Source organism: Streptomyces sp. NPDC038707 (assembly GCF_040636485.1).
Classification (GTDB): domain Bacteria; phylum Actinomycetota; class Actinomycetes; order Streptomycetales; family Streptomycetaceae; genus Streptomyces.
In genome coordinates, this window is sequence record NZ_JBEZUP010000001.1 from 339,135 (window position 1) to 355,333 (window position 16,199).

Annotated in this window: 15 protein-coding genes and 1 pseudogene; 7 read left to right on the plus strand and 9 right to left on the minus strand. The window is 75.2% G+C overall.

The window, feature by feature from the left end; all coding sequences use genetic code 11:
* Nucleotides 1–15 precede the first annotated feature (15 nt).
* Complete coding sequence (locus AB0E62_RS01545) at nt 16–252, plus strand: hypothetical protein (protein WP_362186361.1); 237 nt, start codon at nt 16–18, stop codon at nt 250–252.
* Nucleotides 253–264: 12 nt separating this feature from the next.
* On the opposite strand, the gene AB0E62_RS01550 is transcribed toward AB0E62_RS01545, so the two are convergent.
* From AB0E62_RS01550 to AB0E62_RS01565, 4 genes are all read right to left on the minus strand, one after another.
* A complete protein-coding gene (locus AB0E62_RS01550) occupies nt 265–459 on the minus strand; it encodes a hypothetical protein (protein WP_362186364.1) in 195 nt (64 codons plus the stop codon).
* Between the two features lie 666 nt (nt 460–1,125).
* Nucleotides 1,126–3,864, minus strand: coding sequence for a SpoIIE family protein phosphatase (locus AB0E62_RS01555; RefSeq protein ID WP_362186366.1), 2,739 nt, complete (start codon nt 3,862–3,864; stop codon nt 1,126–1,128).
* 153 nt (nt 3,865–4,017) lie between these two features.
* Nucleotides 4,018–4,293 (minus strand): DUF1232 domain-containing protein, encoded by a 276-nt coding sequence (locus AB0E62_RS01560; RefSeq protein WP_362186369.1) that lies wholly within the window; start codon nt 4,291–4,293, stop codon nt 4,018–4,020.
* A gap of 64 nt (nt 4,294–4,357) precedes the next feature.
* On the minus strand, nt 4,358–5,560 hold the full coding sequence (locus AB0E62_RS01565; protein WP_362186372.1) for a hypothetical protein: 1,203 nt from the start codon (nt 5,558–5,560) through the stop codon (nt 4,358–4,360).
* A gap of 241 nt (nt 5,561–5,801) precedes the next feature.
* Here AB0E62_RS01565 and AB0E62_RS01570 point away from each other — a divergent pair, with 241 nt between their 5' ends.
* Together AB0E62_RS01570 and AB0E62_RS01575 are read left to right on the plus strand one after the other, a co-directional pair.
* Nucleotides 5,802–6,173 carry a PadR family transcriptional regulator gene (locus AB0E62_RS01570; protein ID WP_362186944.1) on the plus strand — a complete coding sequence of 124 codons (372 nt, stop codon included), beginning with the start codon at nt 5,802–5,804 and terminating at the stop codon, nt 6,171–6,173.
* Entirely contained in the window at nt 6,170–7,171 is a 1,002-nt protein-coding gene (locus AB0E62_RS01575; protein WP_362186375.1) for a hypothetical protein, read from the plus strand. Before AB0E62_RS01570 ends, AB0E62_RS01575 begins: the two co-directional genes overlap by 4 nt.
* Nucleotides 7,172–7,217: 46 nt before the next feature.
* On the opposite strand, the gene AB0E62_RS01580 is transcribed toward AB0E62_RS01575, so the two are convergent.
* On the minus strand, nt 7,218–8,582 hold the full coding sequence (locus AB0E62_RS01580) for an FAD-dependent oxidoreductase (protein ID WP_362186378.1): 1,365 nt from the start codon (nt 8,580–8,582) through the stop codon (nt 7,218–7,220).
* A 271-nt stretch (nt 8,583–8,853) separates the two neighbouring features.
* A pseudogene (locus tag AB0E62_RS01585) lies at nt 8,854–9,018 on the minus strand (alkyl sulfatase dimerization domain-containing protein); the annotation flags it as partial.
* A 59-nt stretch (nt 9,019–9,077) separates the two neighbouring features.
* On the opposite strand from AB0E62_RS01585, the gene AB0E62_RS01590 reads away from it, so the two are divergent.
* Nucleotides 9,078–9,710 carry a GNAT family N-acetyltransferase gene (locus tag AB0E62_RS01590; RefSeq protein WP_362186381.1) on the plus strand — a complete coding sequence of 211 codons (633 nt, stop codon included), beginning with the start codon at nt 9,078–9,080 and terminating at the stop codon, nt 9,708–9,710.
* A gap of 21 nt (nt 9,711–9,731) precedes the next feature.
* Here AB0E62_RS01590 and AB0E62_RS01595 read toward each other — a convergent pair whose 3' ends face one another.
* Nucleotides 9,732–10,442 (minus strand): lipoprotein, encoded by a 711-nt coding sequence (locus AB0E62_RS01595; RefSeq protein WP_362186384.1) that lies wholly within the window; start codon nt 10,440–10,442, stop codon nt 9,732–9,734.
* 234 nt (nt 10,443–10,676) lie between these two features.
* On the minus strand, nt 10,677–11,057 hold the full coding sequence (locus AB0E62_RS01600; RefSeq protein ID WP_362186387.1) for a class I SAM-dependent methyltransferase: 381 nt from the start codon (nt 11,055–11,057) through the stop codon (nt 10,677–10,679).
* Between the two features lie 225 nt (nt 11,058–11,282).
* Between AB0E62_RS01600 and AB0E62_RS01605 the strand changes: the two genes are divergently transcribed.
* The 3 genes from AB0E62_RS01605 to AB0E62_RS01615 all read left to right on the plus strand — a co-directional run bounded on the left by AB0E62_RS01605 (nt 11,283) and on the right by AB0E62_RS01615 (nt 15,181).
* The gene (locus AB0E62_RS01605) at nt 11,283–11,741 is read left to right on the plus strand and encodes an NAD(P)H-dependent oxidoreductase (RefSeq protein ID WP_362186390.1); all 459 of its coding nucleotides are present in this window, start codon (nt 11,283–11,285) and stop codon (nt 11,739–11,741) included.
* A 2,465-nt stretch (nt 11,742–14,206) separates the two neighbouring features.
* The gene (locus AB0E62_RS01610) at nt 14,207–14,332 is read left to right on the plus strand and encodes a hypothetical protein (protein WP_289972025.1); all 126 of its coding nucleotides are present in this window, start codon (nt 14,207–14,209) and stop codon (nt 14,330–14,332) included.
* 99 nt (nt 14,333–14,431) lie between these two features.
* Entirely contained in the window at nt 14,432–15,181 is a 750-nt protein-coding gene (locus AB0E62_RS01615) for a hypothetical protein (RefSeq protein WP_362186393.1), read from the plus strand.
* Here the strand turns inward: AB0E62_RS01615 and AB0E62_RS01620 are convergent.
* Nucleotides 15,163–16,158: an acyl-CoA desaturase gene (locus AB0E62_RS01620; RefSeq protein ID WP_362186396.1), complete on the minus strand. Its 996-nt coding sequence runs from the start codon at nt 16,156–16,158 to the stop codon at nt 15,163–15,165. The two genes, AB0E62_RS01615 and AB0E62_RS01620, sit on opposite strands and share 19 nt — an antisense overlap.
* Nucleotides 16,159–16,199 lie beyond the last annotated feature (41 nt).

Genomic DNA, 16,199 nt, shown 5'->3' on the forward strand with positions numbered 1-16,199 from the left:
AGGAGGAGACCCCGGATGACCAGCACCAGCGAGACCGGCGACGTCACCGGCACCCGCGACAAGGACTACAACCTCATCTGGTACGTCGAGGCGTGCCTGAGCAATGCCCTGCGGCTGGAGCAGTACGTCCAGGACGCCGAGCGGGACGGGGACGACGAGGTCGTGGAACTGTTCCGCAAGGCCCAGTCCGACAGCCGCAAGGGCGCCGAACTGGGCAAGCAGCTCCTGCGCTCCCGGCTCAGCGGCGGCTGACGGCCGCTCCGCTCAGGCGAACCGGGACCCCGGGACGGGCCCGGCGGACCGTATGCGCGCGCGGTCACCGCGCGGCCAGGTGCCGGCGACGGCCGTGGCGAACGCGGTGAACGCGGCGTCGTCGTCCGCCGGGCCGTCGCCGTCCCCGGGATCGGCGGCGACCTCCGCCTCCGGACAGTCGTCCGCCGGTCCCCGCTCGATCCCCAAGTGCGCTCGGACAGTCGCCCGATCAGCTCCGGTCCGCCGTCGTGCGCCGCGAGCCCGTCCAGGTCGTGGGCCACGACGTCCGTGCCGGCCCGGTCCGCGGCGAACGGCTCGGCCGGCAGGCTCAGGACCTCCGCCGCGGCGAGACCGAGGACCCGCGAGTTCCGGTCCTGCGGCAGCGACACCGAGCGCGGCCGCACCCGGTGGCGGCCGGCAGGGCCCGCAGCCGCAGCAGACCCCGCGGACAGACACTGGTCCGGAGTGTCCTGCAGCAAGGCGTAGCGGCCGCCTCCCGGTGCCGGCCCTCGTCCTCGTACGCCGACACCAGTTCCCGCAGCACGGGCAGGGCCCCGCCGCTGCGGTCAGGGCGGCCTCGGCGTCGGCGAGGTCGGTGGAACCAGCCGCACCGGCCGCACCGGCCGCCCGGCCCGCCACCAGGGCCACCTCGGCGAGCGGCCGGTCCTCCCCGGCGGCCCGGACCTGCCGCAGGGCGCCGGGCACGTCCCCGCCGTCCAGGGCCTCCCGGGCGGGGAGCGGAGCGGGGGAGGCGGGCCGGCGCGTCCGGCGGTTCCCGCGCGAGAACATGCGGAAGATCATCACCCCCGGCGTGGCGCCCTCAGGGTGAGTTCCGAGGGCCGGCCCCGCTCACGGCGAGCCGCGCCCGCGCCCTCACGGCAAGGGCTGTTCCGCCCAGATCACCTTGCCGTGCGGGGTGTACCGGGTGCCCCAGCGCTCGGCGAGCTGGGCGACCAGGAACAGGCCCCGGCCCCCCTCGTCGGTGCTCGCCGCGTACCGCAGATGCGGTGAGGTCGTGCTGCGGTCGGAGACCTCGCAGATCAGCGTGCGGTCACGCAGCAGCCGTACCCCGATCGGGCCACGGCCGTAGCGGACGGCGTTGGTGACCAGCTCGCTCAGGATCAGCTCCGTGGTGAACGCCAGCTCCTCCAGTCCCCAGTCGGTCAGCCGCCGGGTCACCGAGGACCGTACCCGGGACACCTCCGCCGGGTCGGCCGGCACCTCCCACCGCGCGACCCGGTCCCCGCCCAGCACCCGGGTGCGGGCCACGATCAGCGCCACGTCGTCGCTCGGCCGGGCCGGCAGCCGGTCCAGCACCGCCCGGCACGTCTCCTCCGGCGAGGCGCCCGGAGTACGGCGCAGCGCGTCGCCCAGCAGGCCGAGCCCCTCGTCGATGTCCCGTTCCCGGTCCTCCACCAGACCGTCGGTGTACAGCACCAGCCGGCTGCCCTCCGCCGGCTCCAGCTCCGCCGTCTCGAACGGCAGCCCGCCCAGGCCCAGCGGCGGACCCGCGGGCACGTCCGGGAACTCCACCGTGCCGTCCGGGCGCACCAGCGCGGGCGGCGGATGGCCCGCCCGGGCCACGGTGCACCGCCGGGACACCGGATCGTAGATCGCGTACAGGCAGGTCGCGCCCGTCACCACGGCCCCGCCGGCCGCCGCCGTCTCCTCCTGGTCGAGCCGCGCCACCAGTTCGTCCAGCAGGCCGAGGAGTTCGTCCGGCGGCAGGTCCAGCGCGGAGAAGTTGTGCACGGCCGTCCGCAGCCGGCCCATCGTCGCCGCCGCGTGCAGCCCGTGCCCCACCACGTCCCCGACGACGAGGGCCACCCGCGCCCCGGACAGCGGCAGCACGTCGAACCAGTCGCCGCCGACCCCGGACTGGGCCGGCAGATAGCGGTAGGCGATGTCCAGGGCGCCCTGCTCGGGCAGGGACCGCGGCAGCAGGCTGCGCTGGAGGGTGACGGCCATGCTGTGCTCGCGGGTGTACCGGCGGGCGTTGTCGATGGACACCGCCGCCCGCGCCACCAGTTCCTCGGCCAGGGACACCTCCTCGGCGTCGAACGGCTGCGGCTTCTCCGCGCGCCAGAAGTTCACCAGGCCCAGCACCAGGCTGCCGGCCCGCAGCGGCACGGTGATCAGCGAGTGGATGCCGTAGTCCAGCACCTGGTCGGTGCGCTCCAGGTCCTGCGCCCGCCAGCCGGGCGCCTCGCGCAGCCGCTCGGCCACGACCGACTGCCCGGTGGTCAGCGCCCGGGCCTGCGGCGAGGTGGGCACGAACCGGATCCGTTCGCCGAGCGGGTACAGCGGGGCGTCCTCGCGCACCCCCGCGCAGGCCGTGCGGCGCAGCGCCGTGCCCGGGCGGGGCTCCTCGCCGCTGAGCACCGCGTCGAACAGGTCGACGGTGGCGAAGTCCGCGAACCGGGGCACCGCCAGGGCGGCCAGCTCCTCGGCGGTCCGGGACACGTCCAGGCTGGTGCCGATGGTCACCCCGGCGTCGTAGAGCATGTTCAGCCGCTCCCGGGCCACCTCCGCCCGGCCCGACAGGGCGCGCAGCTCGGTGGAGTCGCGCAGCGTGGTGACGCTGCCGGCCGGGCCGCCGCGCAGGTCCGTGGGCCGCTGGTTGATCGCCAGCAGGCGGTCCTTGACCAGGTGCACCTCGTCCGTGGCGACCCGCCCGGAGGCCAGCAGGCCCGCCGTCTCGTCGTCCAGGCCCAGCTCCCGCACGTGCCGCCGCTCGGCGTCCGCGGGCAGGTCCAGCAACCGGTGCGCCTCGTCGTTGGCGAGCAGCAGCCGGCCGTCGCCGCCGACGATCAGGACGCCCTCGCGGACCGCGTGCAGCACCGCGTCGTGGTGCTCGTACATCCGGGTCATCTCGTACGGTCCGAGGCCGTGCGTCTGGCGCATCAGCCGCCTGCTGACCAGGGCCGTGCCCGCCGTGGCCAGCGCGAGCGCGGCGGCGGCCGCGGCGAGCAGCAGCGGCAGCTGCCGGTCGGCGGTGCCGCCCACGTGCGCGGTGGTGATCCCGGCGGACACCAGCCCCACCACCTTGCCCGCCGGGTCCCGCACCGGCACCACGACCTGTACCAGCGGGCCGATGGTGCCGGTGATGTGCTCGGTGACCGTGCGGCCGGCCAGGGCCGGGGCGATCGTGCCGACGAACTTCCTGCCGATGCGGTCGGTGTTGGGGTGCGTGTAGCGGATGCCCCGGGTGTCCATCACCACGATGAAGTCCACGCCGGTCGCCGTGCGGGCGGCCTCCGCGCGCGGCTGGAGCACGGCCGTGGGATCGGGGGAGCGCAGCGCCTCGGCCGTGCCCGGCGCGTTGGCGAAGGTCTCGGCCACGGCGAGGGAACGGTTCGCGGCCTCCACGTCGGTGTCGTGCCGTACCTGCAGCACCTGGGCCACCACCGCCGAGACGACCAGCAGCAGCACGATCGCCACTTGCAGGAGGAACACCTGGCCGGCCACGCTGCGTCCGGTCACCGCCGACCGGAGCACCCCGGACCGGCTGCCGTCCGCTCCGTGTGCCGGGCGCGGCGGGCTGTGCGGTGCGCGGGGGTGCCCGAACGTTCGGGGCGGCCGGGGAGCGGACCGGCCGGGCAGTCGCACCATGTGCCCATGTCTACACTGCCCGGCGCCATGAGGCGAGAGCGTCACCCGAGCCGCCGACGGCCGACCGGAGGGTCACCCGGCCGGCCGTGGCCCACGCGTGCCCGGGTCCGCCGTACGTTCCCCGCGGCCGCCGCTTCCGGCCGCCGCCGGCCGTCAGGCCTCGGGTGTGCGGCGCGGCAGCGGGAGGCTGCGCAGGGCGAGGAGCAGGACGCCGATGTCGTCCAGGTAGACCGGGTCGGGCAGCAGGTCGGTGGGCAGCAGCAGATAGGCGACCGCACCCCAGAACACCCACCGCGGACCCGTCGGCAGCCCCGCCCGCCGCAGCGTGCGCCGGGCCCGCACCAGCCGTACCAGCAGGCCCGCGGCGACGGCGAGCAGCGCCGCCGCGACGCAGGCCGCGATCAGCAGCAGGGTCGTGGTCGTGTCCATCGGGGCTCCGTGAAGTGTCGGGCCGGCCCGGCCGGACCGGATGTCTGGGTCCGGCCCGGGACCGCTAGGCGGGCTTCTCGTCCTCCGGCGGCGGGGTGCCGGCCGGTGCGCCGGTGCCGTCCGCCGCGCCGGACGGGGTCGTCGTGGCGGGTTCCTGCTGCTGCCGTCCCCACACGGGGAGTTTCAGCCGCTCGAACGTCCGCGTCAGCTGGTGCAGCGCACCCGGTGTCCGGGGGCCGGGCCGCTGCTGCGGCAGCGCGGACGGGGGCACGTCCCGGTAGGCGGCCAGGGCCTCCAGCGCCTGCTCTGCGGCCTGCTTGTACAGGTCCCGGGACTTGGTCATGGCCTCCAGCGCGTCGGCGTACATGGCGACCAGCCGCCGTTCGCGCTCCAGCTGCTCCTGGAGGGTCATCAGGGTCCAGTTCTCCCGCAGGTCGGTCAGCGCGTCGGCCGCGTCCCGGGACAGCGGCCGGGGCAGGGCCACGAAGTGCCGCAGCGCGGCGACGAGTTCGGCCGGCTCCGAGCCGTCCAGGAAGACGTTGCGCACGCGGTGCTCCCGGCCGTCGTAGCCCTCCGGCGCCGGGTCCGGCGGCAGCAGCACCGCGCCGCCGCGCGGCACCTCGACGCCCAGGTCCTTCAGCGCCCAGTTGACCCCGCGGAACTGCTGCGGCGCGGCCCGGTGCTCGATCACGCGGTGCCGCAGGCCGGGCGGGAGCAGGCGCGCCAGCGGCAGCCGGCCCCGCTCGTCCGGCGTCATCGCCTCGTGCACGACGACATGGACACACCACGCCTCCCGGGCCGCGTCCCGCAACCGGCGGCGCATCTCCTTGTCGTCCTCGGGCAGCGCGTTGACGTGCCGGAAGCGCAGCCCGGTGACCGTGGGGTGGTGGTCCCACGAGCCGTCGTCGTCGCCGGAACCGCCGTCGGGCCAGAACAGGGTCGCGGGCGAGGGCCAGGCGTCGTCCCACGGCCGCTCCGCCTCCGCGACCAGCCGCCACTCGTGCCCCTGCGGCCGGCCCTGCCGCGGTACGAGGGTCAGCCGGGCCCGCACCGTCACAGTGCCGCCGGCCCGCCAGCGCGCCTCGAAGACCCGCGGGCCCGGATCCCCGGCCGCGGGCGGCTCGGCGAAGTCGTCGATGTCCCCGCTCTCCTTGTGCCGGCGCAGGGTGCGGCGGACGACGTCCTCGGGGGCGGGGCCGGTGTGACGGCCCCGCACCGCCCAGAGCGTCGGCGGGACGGTGGCGTGGTCGGTGGCGGAGTTCGACATGAGCCAATCTGCTGATGGGGGCGGGTGCGCCTCCCAGTATCACCGCTCGACGGGACGACCGGGGCGCGGGGGCCGAACCCCGCGCGTCGCCCGGGAGCACGCCCGCCCCGCCGGCACCCGCCGCAGCCGGCCCGCTACGGCGCGCGGATACGCCCGTACGGGGGACAGCCGACCGGTTCCACGCGATATATATCGACTGCCGACATATTCTGACCCTATGTCCCCTATGTCAGCGAAGGGCATGACCCGTGCGGCGTTCTTCGTCCTCACCGCGCTCGCCGACCGGCCCCGGCACGGCTACGGCATCCTGCGCGAGGTGGAGGAGCTGTCCGACGGGGAGGTGCGGCTGCGGGTCGGCACGCTGTACGGCGTGCTGGACCGGCTCACCGCGGACGGCCTGATCGTGCTGGACCGCGAGGAGGTGCGGCAGGGCCGGCTGCGGCGCTACTACCGGCTCACCGAGGAGGGTGTGAGCGCCCTCGACGCGGAGGCCGAGCGGATGGCCGCCGGCGCCGGCGCCGCCAAACGGCGCATCGCCGAGGGCCGCCGCGCCGACGCCCCGGCCGGCCTCCGACCCCCCACTCCGCCCGGATACGCGGGAGGCCGCGCATGACCACCCTGCTGGAAGCCCGCTACCGCACCGTCCTGCGCCTGCTGCCCGCCTACTACCGGCGCGAGCGGGAGGAGGAGATGGTCGAGACCTACCTGTGCGGCCTCGACCGCGACACCCAGGACCAGAGCCGGCCGACGCTCGGCGAGGTGGCCAGTGTCGCGGCGCTCGCGGTGCGCTGCCGGCTCGGCCCGCCCGGCGCGCCCGGCCCGTACGCCCTGCTCGGCTCCGCCGTCCGCCTCTTCGCCCTGTCCGCCGTGCTGCTCCAGGCGGCCTCGGCGGTCGTGGACCGCGCCCTGGAGCTGACCTGGACGCTCACCCGGGGCGCCGACGGACGGCAGATGTTCCTCACCGGCTTCACCGGCGCCGGCCCGGCCCGTACGGCCGTCACAGTGCTGACCTGGGTCCTGCCCCTGCTGTGGGCGGTGGCCTACTTCGCGCTGCTGCACGACCGCCGCCGCCTGGCCCGCCGCGCCGCGCTCGGCGCGGCCCTGCCCGCACTGTGGCCGCTGCTCGGCCCGCTGACCGGGAACGCGGCACCGGCCCCGCACTGGTACGAGACGACGGCCGCGCTGCTGGCCTGGCTGCCCGCGCTCGCCCTGTGCGCCGCCCACCACCGGGACGCCCCGCCGGCCCGCCTGCCCGCCGGGTCACCGGGGCTGGTCCTCCTGACCGCGTGCGTGCTGACCGGTGCGTCCCTCGTGCTGCTGCCCGGCGCGGCGGACACGGCGTGGGCGCCCGCCACCTGTTTCGTCGTGGGCGCGCTGGGCTGGCTGCTGTGGCACGCCCGGCGGGCGGACCGCACGCCGCCCGGGGACGCGCTCGCCCTGACCGCGCTCGGCCTGCTCGTCCTCGCGGTGCGGGTCACGGCCCTCTACCCCTGGCTGCGCGCACCGGGGGCCGGCCTGGTGCGCGGCGGCGGCCTCGGCCAGACGGCGGCGCTCGTCCTGCTGACCGCGGCCCTGGCCGTGACCGCCGGCCGCGCCCTCGCCCGACGCTGACCGGCGCCGGGCCGCTACGGCTGTTCTTCAGGGCGCGGCCGGGACCTCACGCCCCGCTCTCCCGCAGCATGTCCTCACGCTCGACGATCTTCACCCGCTCGCGGCCCTGCGGCTCGCCCAGGGCCCGCTCGGCGGCGTCCAGCCCGTACCAGCCGTCCCAGGTGGTGAAGCGGACGTTCCGCTCGGCGAGGAAGGCGTCCACGGCCTCCGGCTCGGGCGCGGACGGGGCGTGCAGCCGGCCGTTCGCGTAGTCGTCCAGCAGGTTGGCCACGGTCTCGTTGGCGTCGCCCTTGGTGTGGCCGATGAGACCGACCGGGCCGCGCCGGATCCAGCCGGTGACGTAGGTGGACTGAAGGTGGGTGCCGCCCTCCTCGACGACCCGGCCGCCCTCGTCCGGCACGGTCCCGGAGTCCTCGTCCCAGGGCAGCTTGGGCAGCTTCTCGGAGAGGTAGCCGACCGCGCGGTACACCGCCGTGACGTCCCAGTCCTTGAAGACGCCGGTGCCCTTGACGTTGCCGGTGCCGTCCAGGGCGGTGCGCTCGGTCCGCAGGCCGACGACCTTGCCGTCCTCACCCAGGATCTCCACCGGCGACTCGAAGAAGTGGAGGTAGAGCTTGTGCGGACGGTCGCCGACGTCCCGGATCGCCCAGTTCTCCAGCGTCTTGGCGACCATGTCGGCCTGCTTGTTGCCGCGCCGGGTCTCGATCGAGCCCTCGTCGTAGTCGATGTCCTCGGGGTCGACGATGACCTCGATGTTCGGGGAGTGGTCCAGCTCGCGCAGCTCCATCGGGCTGAACTTCGCCTGGGCCGGGCCACGGCGGCCGAAGACGTGGATCTCCACGGCCTTGTTGGCCTTCAGGCCGTCGTAGACGTTCGGCGGGATCTCGGTCGGCAGCAGTTCGTCGGCGGTCTTGGCCAGGATGCGGGCCACGTCCAGCGCCACGTTGCCGACGCCGAGCACGGCGACCTTCTCGGCGTCCAGCGGCCAGGTGCGCGGCACGTCCGGGTGGCCGTCGTACCAGGACACGAAGTCGGCGGCGCCGTAGGAGCCGTCCAGGTCGATGCCGGGGACGGACAGCGCGCGGTCGGCCATCGCGCCGGTGGAGAAGATCACCGCGTCGTAGAAGGCACGGAGGTCGTCCAGGTTCAGGTCCGTCGGGTAGTCGACGTTGCCGAACAGCCGGATCTGCGGCTTGTCGAGGACCTGGTGCAGGGCGGTGATGATGCCCTTGATGCGCGGGTGGTCGGGCGCGACGCCGTACCGGATCAGGCCGAACGGGGCGGGCATCCGCTCGAAGAGGTCGATGGACACGCCGGGGTCGGCGGCCACCTCGGACTTGAGCAGGGCGTCGGCGGCGTAGATCCCGGCGGGGCCGGCTCCGACGATGGCTACCCGCAGGGGGCGCGGCATGATCAGGGTCCCTTCGAACGTGAACGGGCGACTTGATCAGGAAGCCTAAACTAAGGCAGACCTTACCTAGTACGGGGGTCTGCTCTATGACCTCATAAGCAGCTCTTATGACCTGCCCAGGGGTGGCTTATGGGTGGCCCGGCATCCCCGGGGCCGCCGGCGGCCGTCGCGTGGCCGCCGCCCGCCCTGCGTTCCGGTGGCCGGACCCCGGCGCATGGCCTGAGTGTGGCGAAGTCCGGGCCGTGGGCGGTGAGGCGGCCGAGCGGGTCGGTCAGCCGGTCGATGTCACCGGTGACCGTGAATTCCGCCAGGTGCCGTTCTCGCTGCCGTGTCCGGGCTGCTCCAGCGCGTCGGCCTGGAGCGCGCGGGCCTCGGCGTTGTCCGGACCGGCGAAGGACGCCGCTCGCCGCCAGGCGCCTGCCCCCCGTCCGTCGGACCCGGCAGCGGACGCCCGTACCCTTGTGGGAGCGCTCCCAAACGATCAGTATGGAAGCCATGTCCTTTCCCGACCAGGGCCCCGTGATCCGGCCGTACCGCCCCGCCGACCGTGACGCCGTCGCGGACGTCTGCGTCCGCACCGCGCACCTCGGCGGTGACTCCCGGGCGCTCTACCCCGACCCGGACCTCATGCCGTCGATCTTCGCCGAGCCGTACTGCCACTTCGACCCGGATCTCGCCTCCGTGCTGGACGACGGCACGGGCCGGGCCGTGGGATACATCCTCGGCACCGCGGACACCGAGCGTTTCGTCGCGGACTTCCGGCGGGAGTGGATACCCCGGCTGGCCGCCCGCTATCCGGAACCCGCCGGCCCGCCCCGCACGCCCACCGAGGAGATGATCCGGCTGCTCCACCGCCCGGAGCGGATGCTCGTGCCCGAACTCGCCGACCACCCCGCCCACCTGCACATCGACCTGCTGCCACGCTGGCAGGGACAGGGCCACGGCCGCCGGCTGCTGCACACCTTCCTGGACGCCCTGTCCGCACAGGGTGTCCGGGCGGTGCACCTGGGCATGGTCACCGCCAACACCGCCGCCCGCGCGTTCTACGACCGGGTCGGCTTCCACCCGATCCCGGTACCGGACGCCGGTCCCCTCACCTACCTGGGCCGGGCCACGGCCAGGGACTGAGCGGGGCGCGGCCGGCGGCCGTCAGGAGAGCGTGAGCGTCTGCCGGGCGAGGTCGTACGCGGGCCGCATCTCGTCGTGCTCCTGGGTGTCCATGCCGCCGAGGTGCAGGACGACCGGACCGTCGGGCGTGACCACCGCGAAGGCGCTCTCCTTCTTGGTCCCGTCCGAGAGCTCGTCGGTCTTCACGTACTCCGCCTCCACGGCGGCGACACCGCCGCCGGTCTTGAAGGAGTGGTACTTTGCCTCGCTGACGCCCTTCTCGGCGGCGAGGAACGCGCGCAGCACGCCGCCCGCGTCGGCGCCGCCGGGCTTGCCCCGCCACACCCGCAGGAAGCCGATGTGCCCGGCCGGCTTGGCGTCTATCTCGCAGGCCGCGGTGACCGGCCCCTGCCGGAACAGCGCCGCCAGTTCGCCGGCCAGGTCGCCGTCCTCGCCCTTCGAGGCGGCGGCCAGTTCCTTCTCGGCGTCGACGGGCTTGGGCTTCCAGCCCTTGGCCAGGCCGAAACTGACGGGCAGTTCACAGGCCGAACCGGCCGGGCCGAGGGTGGTGCCGCGGGCCACCGCCGTGGCCTTCTTCCCCGTCTCCCCGGCCGCCACGCCCCGGGTGCTCGCCGACGCGCTCGCGGACGTCCTCCCGGCGTCGTCCGCCGCCCCCGCGCAGCCGCCGAGCAGCACCGCGACCGCCGTCGCGACGGCCGCGCGACCGCCGACTGTTCCCACCCTGACCTGCACTGTCGTCTCCTGTCCGATGCGGAGCCGCAACTCTAGCCGAGGGCACCGACAACGCCGGACGGAGCGCGGCTCAACGGTGCGCGGCCGGCCGGTCCCGGCGCCGCGCGTGCAGGAACAGGTGGGGTTCGGACGTCGCCCCGGGAAGATCCGGGGTGAACTCGGAGCACTGCGCGGCCAGTACCGTCAGGCCGGCGCCGGTCGCCAACCCGGTGAACGCCTCCGCGCCGGAACTGGTCAGGCGGATCGGCTGCTCATGAAGACGCCCTCGGCTTCCTCGACGTCGACGGGCACGGTGGCTAGCGCGAGGAGGCCACCGGGCCGAACGACCCGCGCCAGCCTCGCCACCACGGCCGTCTGTTGGGCGCGTGACATCTGGAGCAGCGAGAAGTACGCGCACACGGCGTCGAAGGAGGACTCGGCGAGCGGCGCCGCACGGATGCCGGCCGGCTCGAACCCCGCCGCGGGCACCTGCCGGGCGGCCGGGTCCACCATGACCGGCGAGACTGAACGATTCCGGACGCTGCCCGGCCGGTTGTCCCGAGCGACGAAGTCGACCAGGAACCTTCGCATCGGCTCCACCGCTCCGCCCTCCTCATCGAGGGCCAGCCAGGGCACCGCCCCCGCGCCTTCAGCCACCCGCCCCCAACGCGGCAGGCGGATCGACTGGGTGTCACGAGATGCTGTGTCCGCTCGTAGTCCAGGCCCAGGGCGTCGAACACCACGGCGGCCGGCGTCCGGTGGTTCTCCTCGGTCATGACGACCCCTCTCGTCACCCCGCGGCGCCCCCCTCGCGCCGTCCGCCGTTTGCGCCGACGGCCCACGCACGGCAGGGTGCCGGGTGTGCCTACCCTGCTGATCGTCCATCACACCCCGTCACCCAACTGCCGGGCGCTGTTCGAAGCCGCCGTCTCGGGAGCCACCACACCGGAGACCGAGGGCGTCCGCGTCGTGAGCCGGGCGGCCCTGTCGGCCACCGCCTCCGACGTGCTGGAAGCCGACGGTTACCTGCTCGGCACACCCGCCAACCTGGGCTACATGTCCGGCGCGCTCAAGCACTTCTTCGACCAGGTCTACTACCCCTGCCTGGACGACACCAGGGGCCGTCCCTTCGGTTACTACGTCCACGGCGGCAACGACGTCACCGGTGCCGTCCGCGCCATCGAGAGCGTCACCACCGGCCTCGGCTGGCGCCGGGCGGCCGGCCCGGTGAGTGTCACCAGCGCGCCGGGCAAGGCCGACACCGAGGCGTGCTGGGAACTGGGCGCCACGGTCGCGGCGGGACTGATGTCCGGCGACTGAGCGGTGGCCGGCCGTGGCTTGCGGCCGCCATCGAGCCCCTCCGCGCTCCGGGACGGCGGCCGGGGGGCCCCGACGCCCGTCGCGCGGCCACCGGAGTGATCTTCGTACGGCCGCATCCGGTGACCGGCGTGGGCGGAGGAGCGTCCCCGGGTCACCCTGTTAATCGTATTTATGTGATTATCGGATCGCTGGGTGGGTGTGGACGGGCCGTCGGGTCGCGCCTGCCCGCGGTGCTGCCCCTGCTCATGGCCGTGTCGGCCGGGGCGGTGGACCGCGCGGTCGCCGACGGCGCGGGCGCCCACGGGCTCGCCCTGGAGGTCACCGTCAACACCAGGCCCGGCACCGGCGCGACCCGCCCGGGCATCCGCGTCGGACACCCGCTGGTGAAGACCTACCGCCTGATCAACCGGACCGGGGCCGACCTCTACGACGTCCGGGTGAGCGACCCCGACCTGCCCGACGCCGTCCTCCGCTGCCCCGGCGGCGGCGACCGCATCCGCATGCTCCGCGGCCTCGACTCGGCGACCTGCACCGCCCGGTCCACCGCGCGCGAGGGCACCTGGATCACGGACGTCACGGCCGTCGGCCGCGTCCCCTCCCTCGGTTACGAGTCCCGGGCGTCCGCCCGTTCCGGATACACGGGCGTCGGCGGACGGCTGTCGCTGACCGAGACCGTCACGACCGGCGGCGAGATCCCCGACGAGGGCCTGCTCCTCGGCCGGGCCACCGTGTTCTACGACGTGACCAACACCGGCAACCGCACGGTGTACGACCTGTGGTTCACCGACCCGGTCCTCCAGCCGCCCGCCATCGTCTGCCCGACGGGCGACGACACCGTTGCGAGCCTGGAACCGGGCGAGACGGCACGGTGCGTGGCGACCGTGGAACTGCCGCCCGGCGAGTACCCCAGCGAGGGACACGTCAAGGGCACCGACCGGCTCACCACGCTCGGGCCCGACGGCTGCAAGGAGTGGCCACCGAAGCTCAAGGCCTGGGCGACCGGCGGGATCACGATCCACCCGCCCCCGCCACTCCCTGAGCCCACCCCGCCCCCGGCACCGCCGACACCGGCTCCCGTCCCCGTACCGCCGCCCCCGACCCTCGTCCCCGTACCGCCGCCGGCCCCGCCGGTCCCCGCCCCGCCGCCTCCCGTACCGCTGCCGCCGCCCCCCGCGCCGGCACCGCCCCCCGCGCCCCCGGTGCTGCCCCTTCCGCCCGGTGCCGTCTTCCCTCCGCCCCCGCCGCTGCCCCTGCCGGGCGCGCCCGCCCCGGTCCCTGGCGCGGGAGTGCCCGCCCCAGGTGTGGGCGTGCCGGCGCCTGGCGTGGGTGCGCCTGGGCCTGGTGCGGGCGTGCCCGGTGCGGGTGCCGGTGGTGCGGTGGCGGGTGTCGGCGCGGTCGCGGGTGCGGGTGCGGTGGCTGGTGCCGGTGCCGGTGCCGGTGCCGGTGCCGGTGCGGGCGTGGGTGCGGTGGCCGGTGCCGGTGCGGTGGCGGGCGCGGGAGTCGCGGCCGGTGCGGGGGGTGCGGGCGCCGGTGCGGGAGTTGGAGCAGCGGCGGGGGCAGGGGGCGGGGCGGTGGCGGGAGCCGGTGCGGCTGCCGGCGCTGGGGCCGGTGCCGGGGGAGCGGGGGCCGGTGTCGGTGCGGCTGCGGGTGCCGGCGTGGGTGCGGTGGCGGGCGCCGGTGCCGGTGCGGGCGCCGCAGCCGGGGCAGCCGCCGCTGGTGCTGGTGCTGGTGCTGGTGCTGGTGCTGGTGCGGCAGCCGGTGCGGGTGCGGTGGCCGGTGGGGCCGCGGCTGTCGGTGGTGCCGGTGCGGTTGCTGGTGCCGGCGGGGCGGCAGCCGGTGGGGTGGCGGCTGTTGGTGGAGCAGCGGCAGCGGGAGGTGCGGGGGCCGCAGCGGCTGGTGGCGGAGGGGCCGCTGCCGGTGGCGCCGACACGGCGGCCGGCGGAGGGGCAGCGGGCGCTGCGGCCGGCGCCACGGCCGGTCAAGGAGGTGCCACAGCGGGCCAAGGCGGAGCCACCGCCGGTCAGGGCCGGACGACCGGAGGCGCGGCAGCCGGTGGCCAGGCCACCGGGGGTGAGGCAGCCGGTGGCCAGGCCACCGGGGGTGAGGCAGCCGGTGGCCAGGCCACCGGCGGTCAGGCAACGGGAGGCGAAGCCACCGGCGGTGAGGCAGCAGGCGGCCGGACCACCGGAGGCCAGACCGAGGGCCAGACCGGAGGCCAGACCACCGCAGGCCAATCCTCCACCGGAGGACAGAACACCGGCGGCCAGGCAACGGCAGGTCAGGCAACCGCAGGCCGGACCACTGGCGGCCCGGCAACCGCGGGTCAGACCACCGGGGGTCAGTCCACTGCGGGTCAGACCGCCGCGGGTCAGACCACCGGCGGCCAGTCCACCACCCCCCACAAGCCCCCGCCCCCCACCGCAACGCCCCGGACCCGCTCTGCGCAGTCCCCCGCCCCGTCCATCATGTCCCGGTTCATCCGGCCCGGTGGCAGGCCGACCGGGCTCGGACTGCTCGCCGTGCTGTTCCTGTTGCTGATCCCCGCCGCACTCGCCGCCGCCCTGCTCGGCTCGCGGCGTATCGGCAAATAACCCCAGCCGTCAGCCCCCACACCCCCCGCCCCCCGTCCGCCCCGTTCCCGGACCGGGCCCACGAAGACGACAGACGACAGACGACAGGAGACCGCGCCGATGATCGAGACCTTCGCCGTCGTTCTGGGGATCGCCGTGGTCGCCGCGGGCGCCGTGGTGCTCCGGGACCGCTTCTGGCCGCCCGCCGAGGACGCGGAACCCCGGGAGGACGTCGCCGAGTACATCGCCATGATGGTCAGCGTGCTCTACGCCCTCGTGCTCGGGCTGTCGATGGTGGCCGTGTGGGAGGCCCGGTCCGCAGCGGACGACCACACGCAGGTGGAGTCGAGCGCCGCCCACCAGATCCGGCTGCTCGCCGCCGGGCTGCCGGCGCCCGCGGACGAACGGACCAGGGACGCCGTCGACGCGTACGCGCACCACGTCGTGTCCGAGGAGTGGCCCGCCATGGCCGCCGGGCAGCCGCCGGGCCGGCGCGGCTGGGACCTGCTGGACGACCTGCGGGCGGCCGGCCGGATCCCCGCCGACGCCGGCCCCGTCCAGCAGGCCACCCTCCAGGAGTTCCTGGCCCAGCTCAGCGTCCTGGACGACGCCCGGCGGGGCCGGGAGGGAGCCGTCGGGGACAGCCTGTCACCCGTCCTCTGGTTCGGGCTGATCGTCGGCGGCCTGCTGACCGTGGCCTTCATGTTCATGTTCGGCGTACGGCGCAGTGTCACCCATGTGGTGATGGTGATGGGCCTGACCGCGCTGATCACCTTCACCGTGCTGCTGGTCTACGAGCTGAACCAGCCCTTCAGCGGCATGTTCGCCGTCGACTCGTCCTCCTTCACCCGCTACTTCCCGGGCAGTTGAGGATGGGGCGCCCGGCGGCCGGCCGCTCGTGCGTGCAGCCGGGCGGCGATCCGCCGCCGGTCCGGCCAGCGCACGTCGTACGCCCAGCCCCACCGCTCGAACCGGGCGATCAGCCACGCCGTGAGGTCCGGCTGGCCGCGCAGCCCGCCGTGCCGGGCGCTGTTGGGGTCGGCGTGGTGGAGGTTGTGCCAGCCCTCGCCGAAGGTGAGCAGGGCGACCCAGCGAACGTCCCGGGACTGGTCGCGGGTGCGGTAGTGGCGCGGACCGAAGGCGTGCGCCACGGAGTTGACCGACCAGGTCACATGGTGGACGACGGCGTACCGCACCAGGCTCGCCCAGAAGAGGGTGACCAGCGCGGACCGCCCGTCCTGGGTGACCGACAGGACCAGCGCCGGCGGCAGCGCGAGGGAGACGGCGATGGTCAGGGGATAGCAGCGGTCCAGGCGGCGCACGTCCGGATCGGCGAGCAGATCGGGGGCGTAGCGCGGGTAGTGGGATCGGACCGGCGAGGAGGAGAACCATCCGACCTGGGCGTGCCACAGCCCCTTCAGCAGCGCCCGCCGGGTGGTGCCGTACTTCCACGGCGAGTGCGGGTCGCCCGCCCGGTCCGCGTACTGGTGGTGGCGCCGGTGCTCGGCCACCCACATCGTCACCGGGCCCTCCATGGCGAGGCCGCCCGCGACTCCGAGGGCGAGCCGCAGCGGCCGTTTCGCCTTGAACGACAGATGGGTGAAGTGCCGGTGGTAGCCGGCGGTGATGCCCATGATGGACAGGGCGTACATCCCGGCGCCGAGGGCCACGTCGTACCAGCGCGGTCCCCAGCCGCCGGTCAGGGCGACGGGCAGCGCCAGCGCCAGCACGGCCAGCGGGCCCACCACGAGGGTGAGCAGATAGCCGGTGCGCAGCGGCAGGCCGACCGGGACGGTGTCGGGAAGCGGGGCGCGCGGGCCCTCCGGTCGTCCGGGGCTCACGGTCACGGCGCGCCTCCCGCGAGGCGGGACGGGGCGGTGCAGGGGGT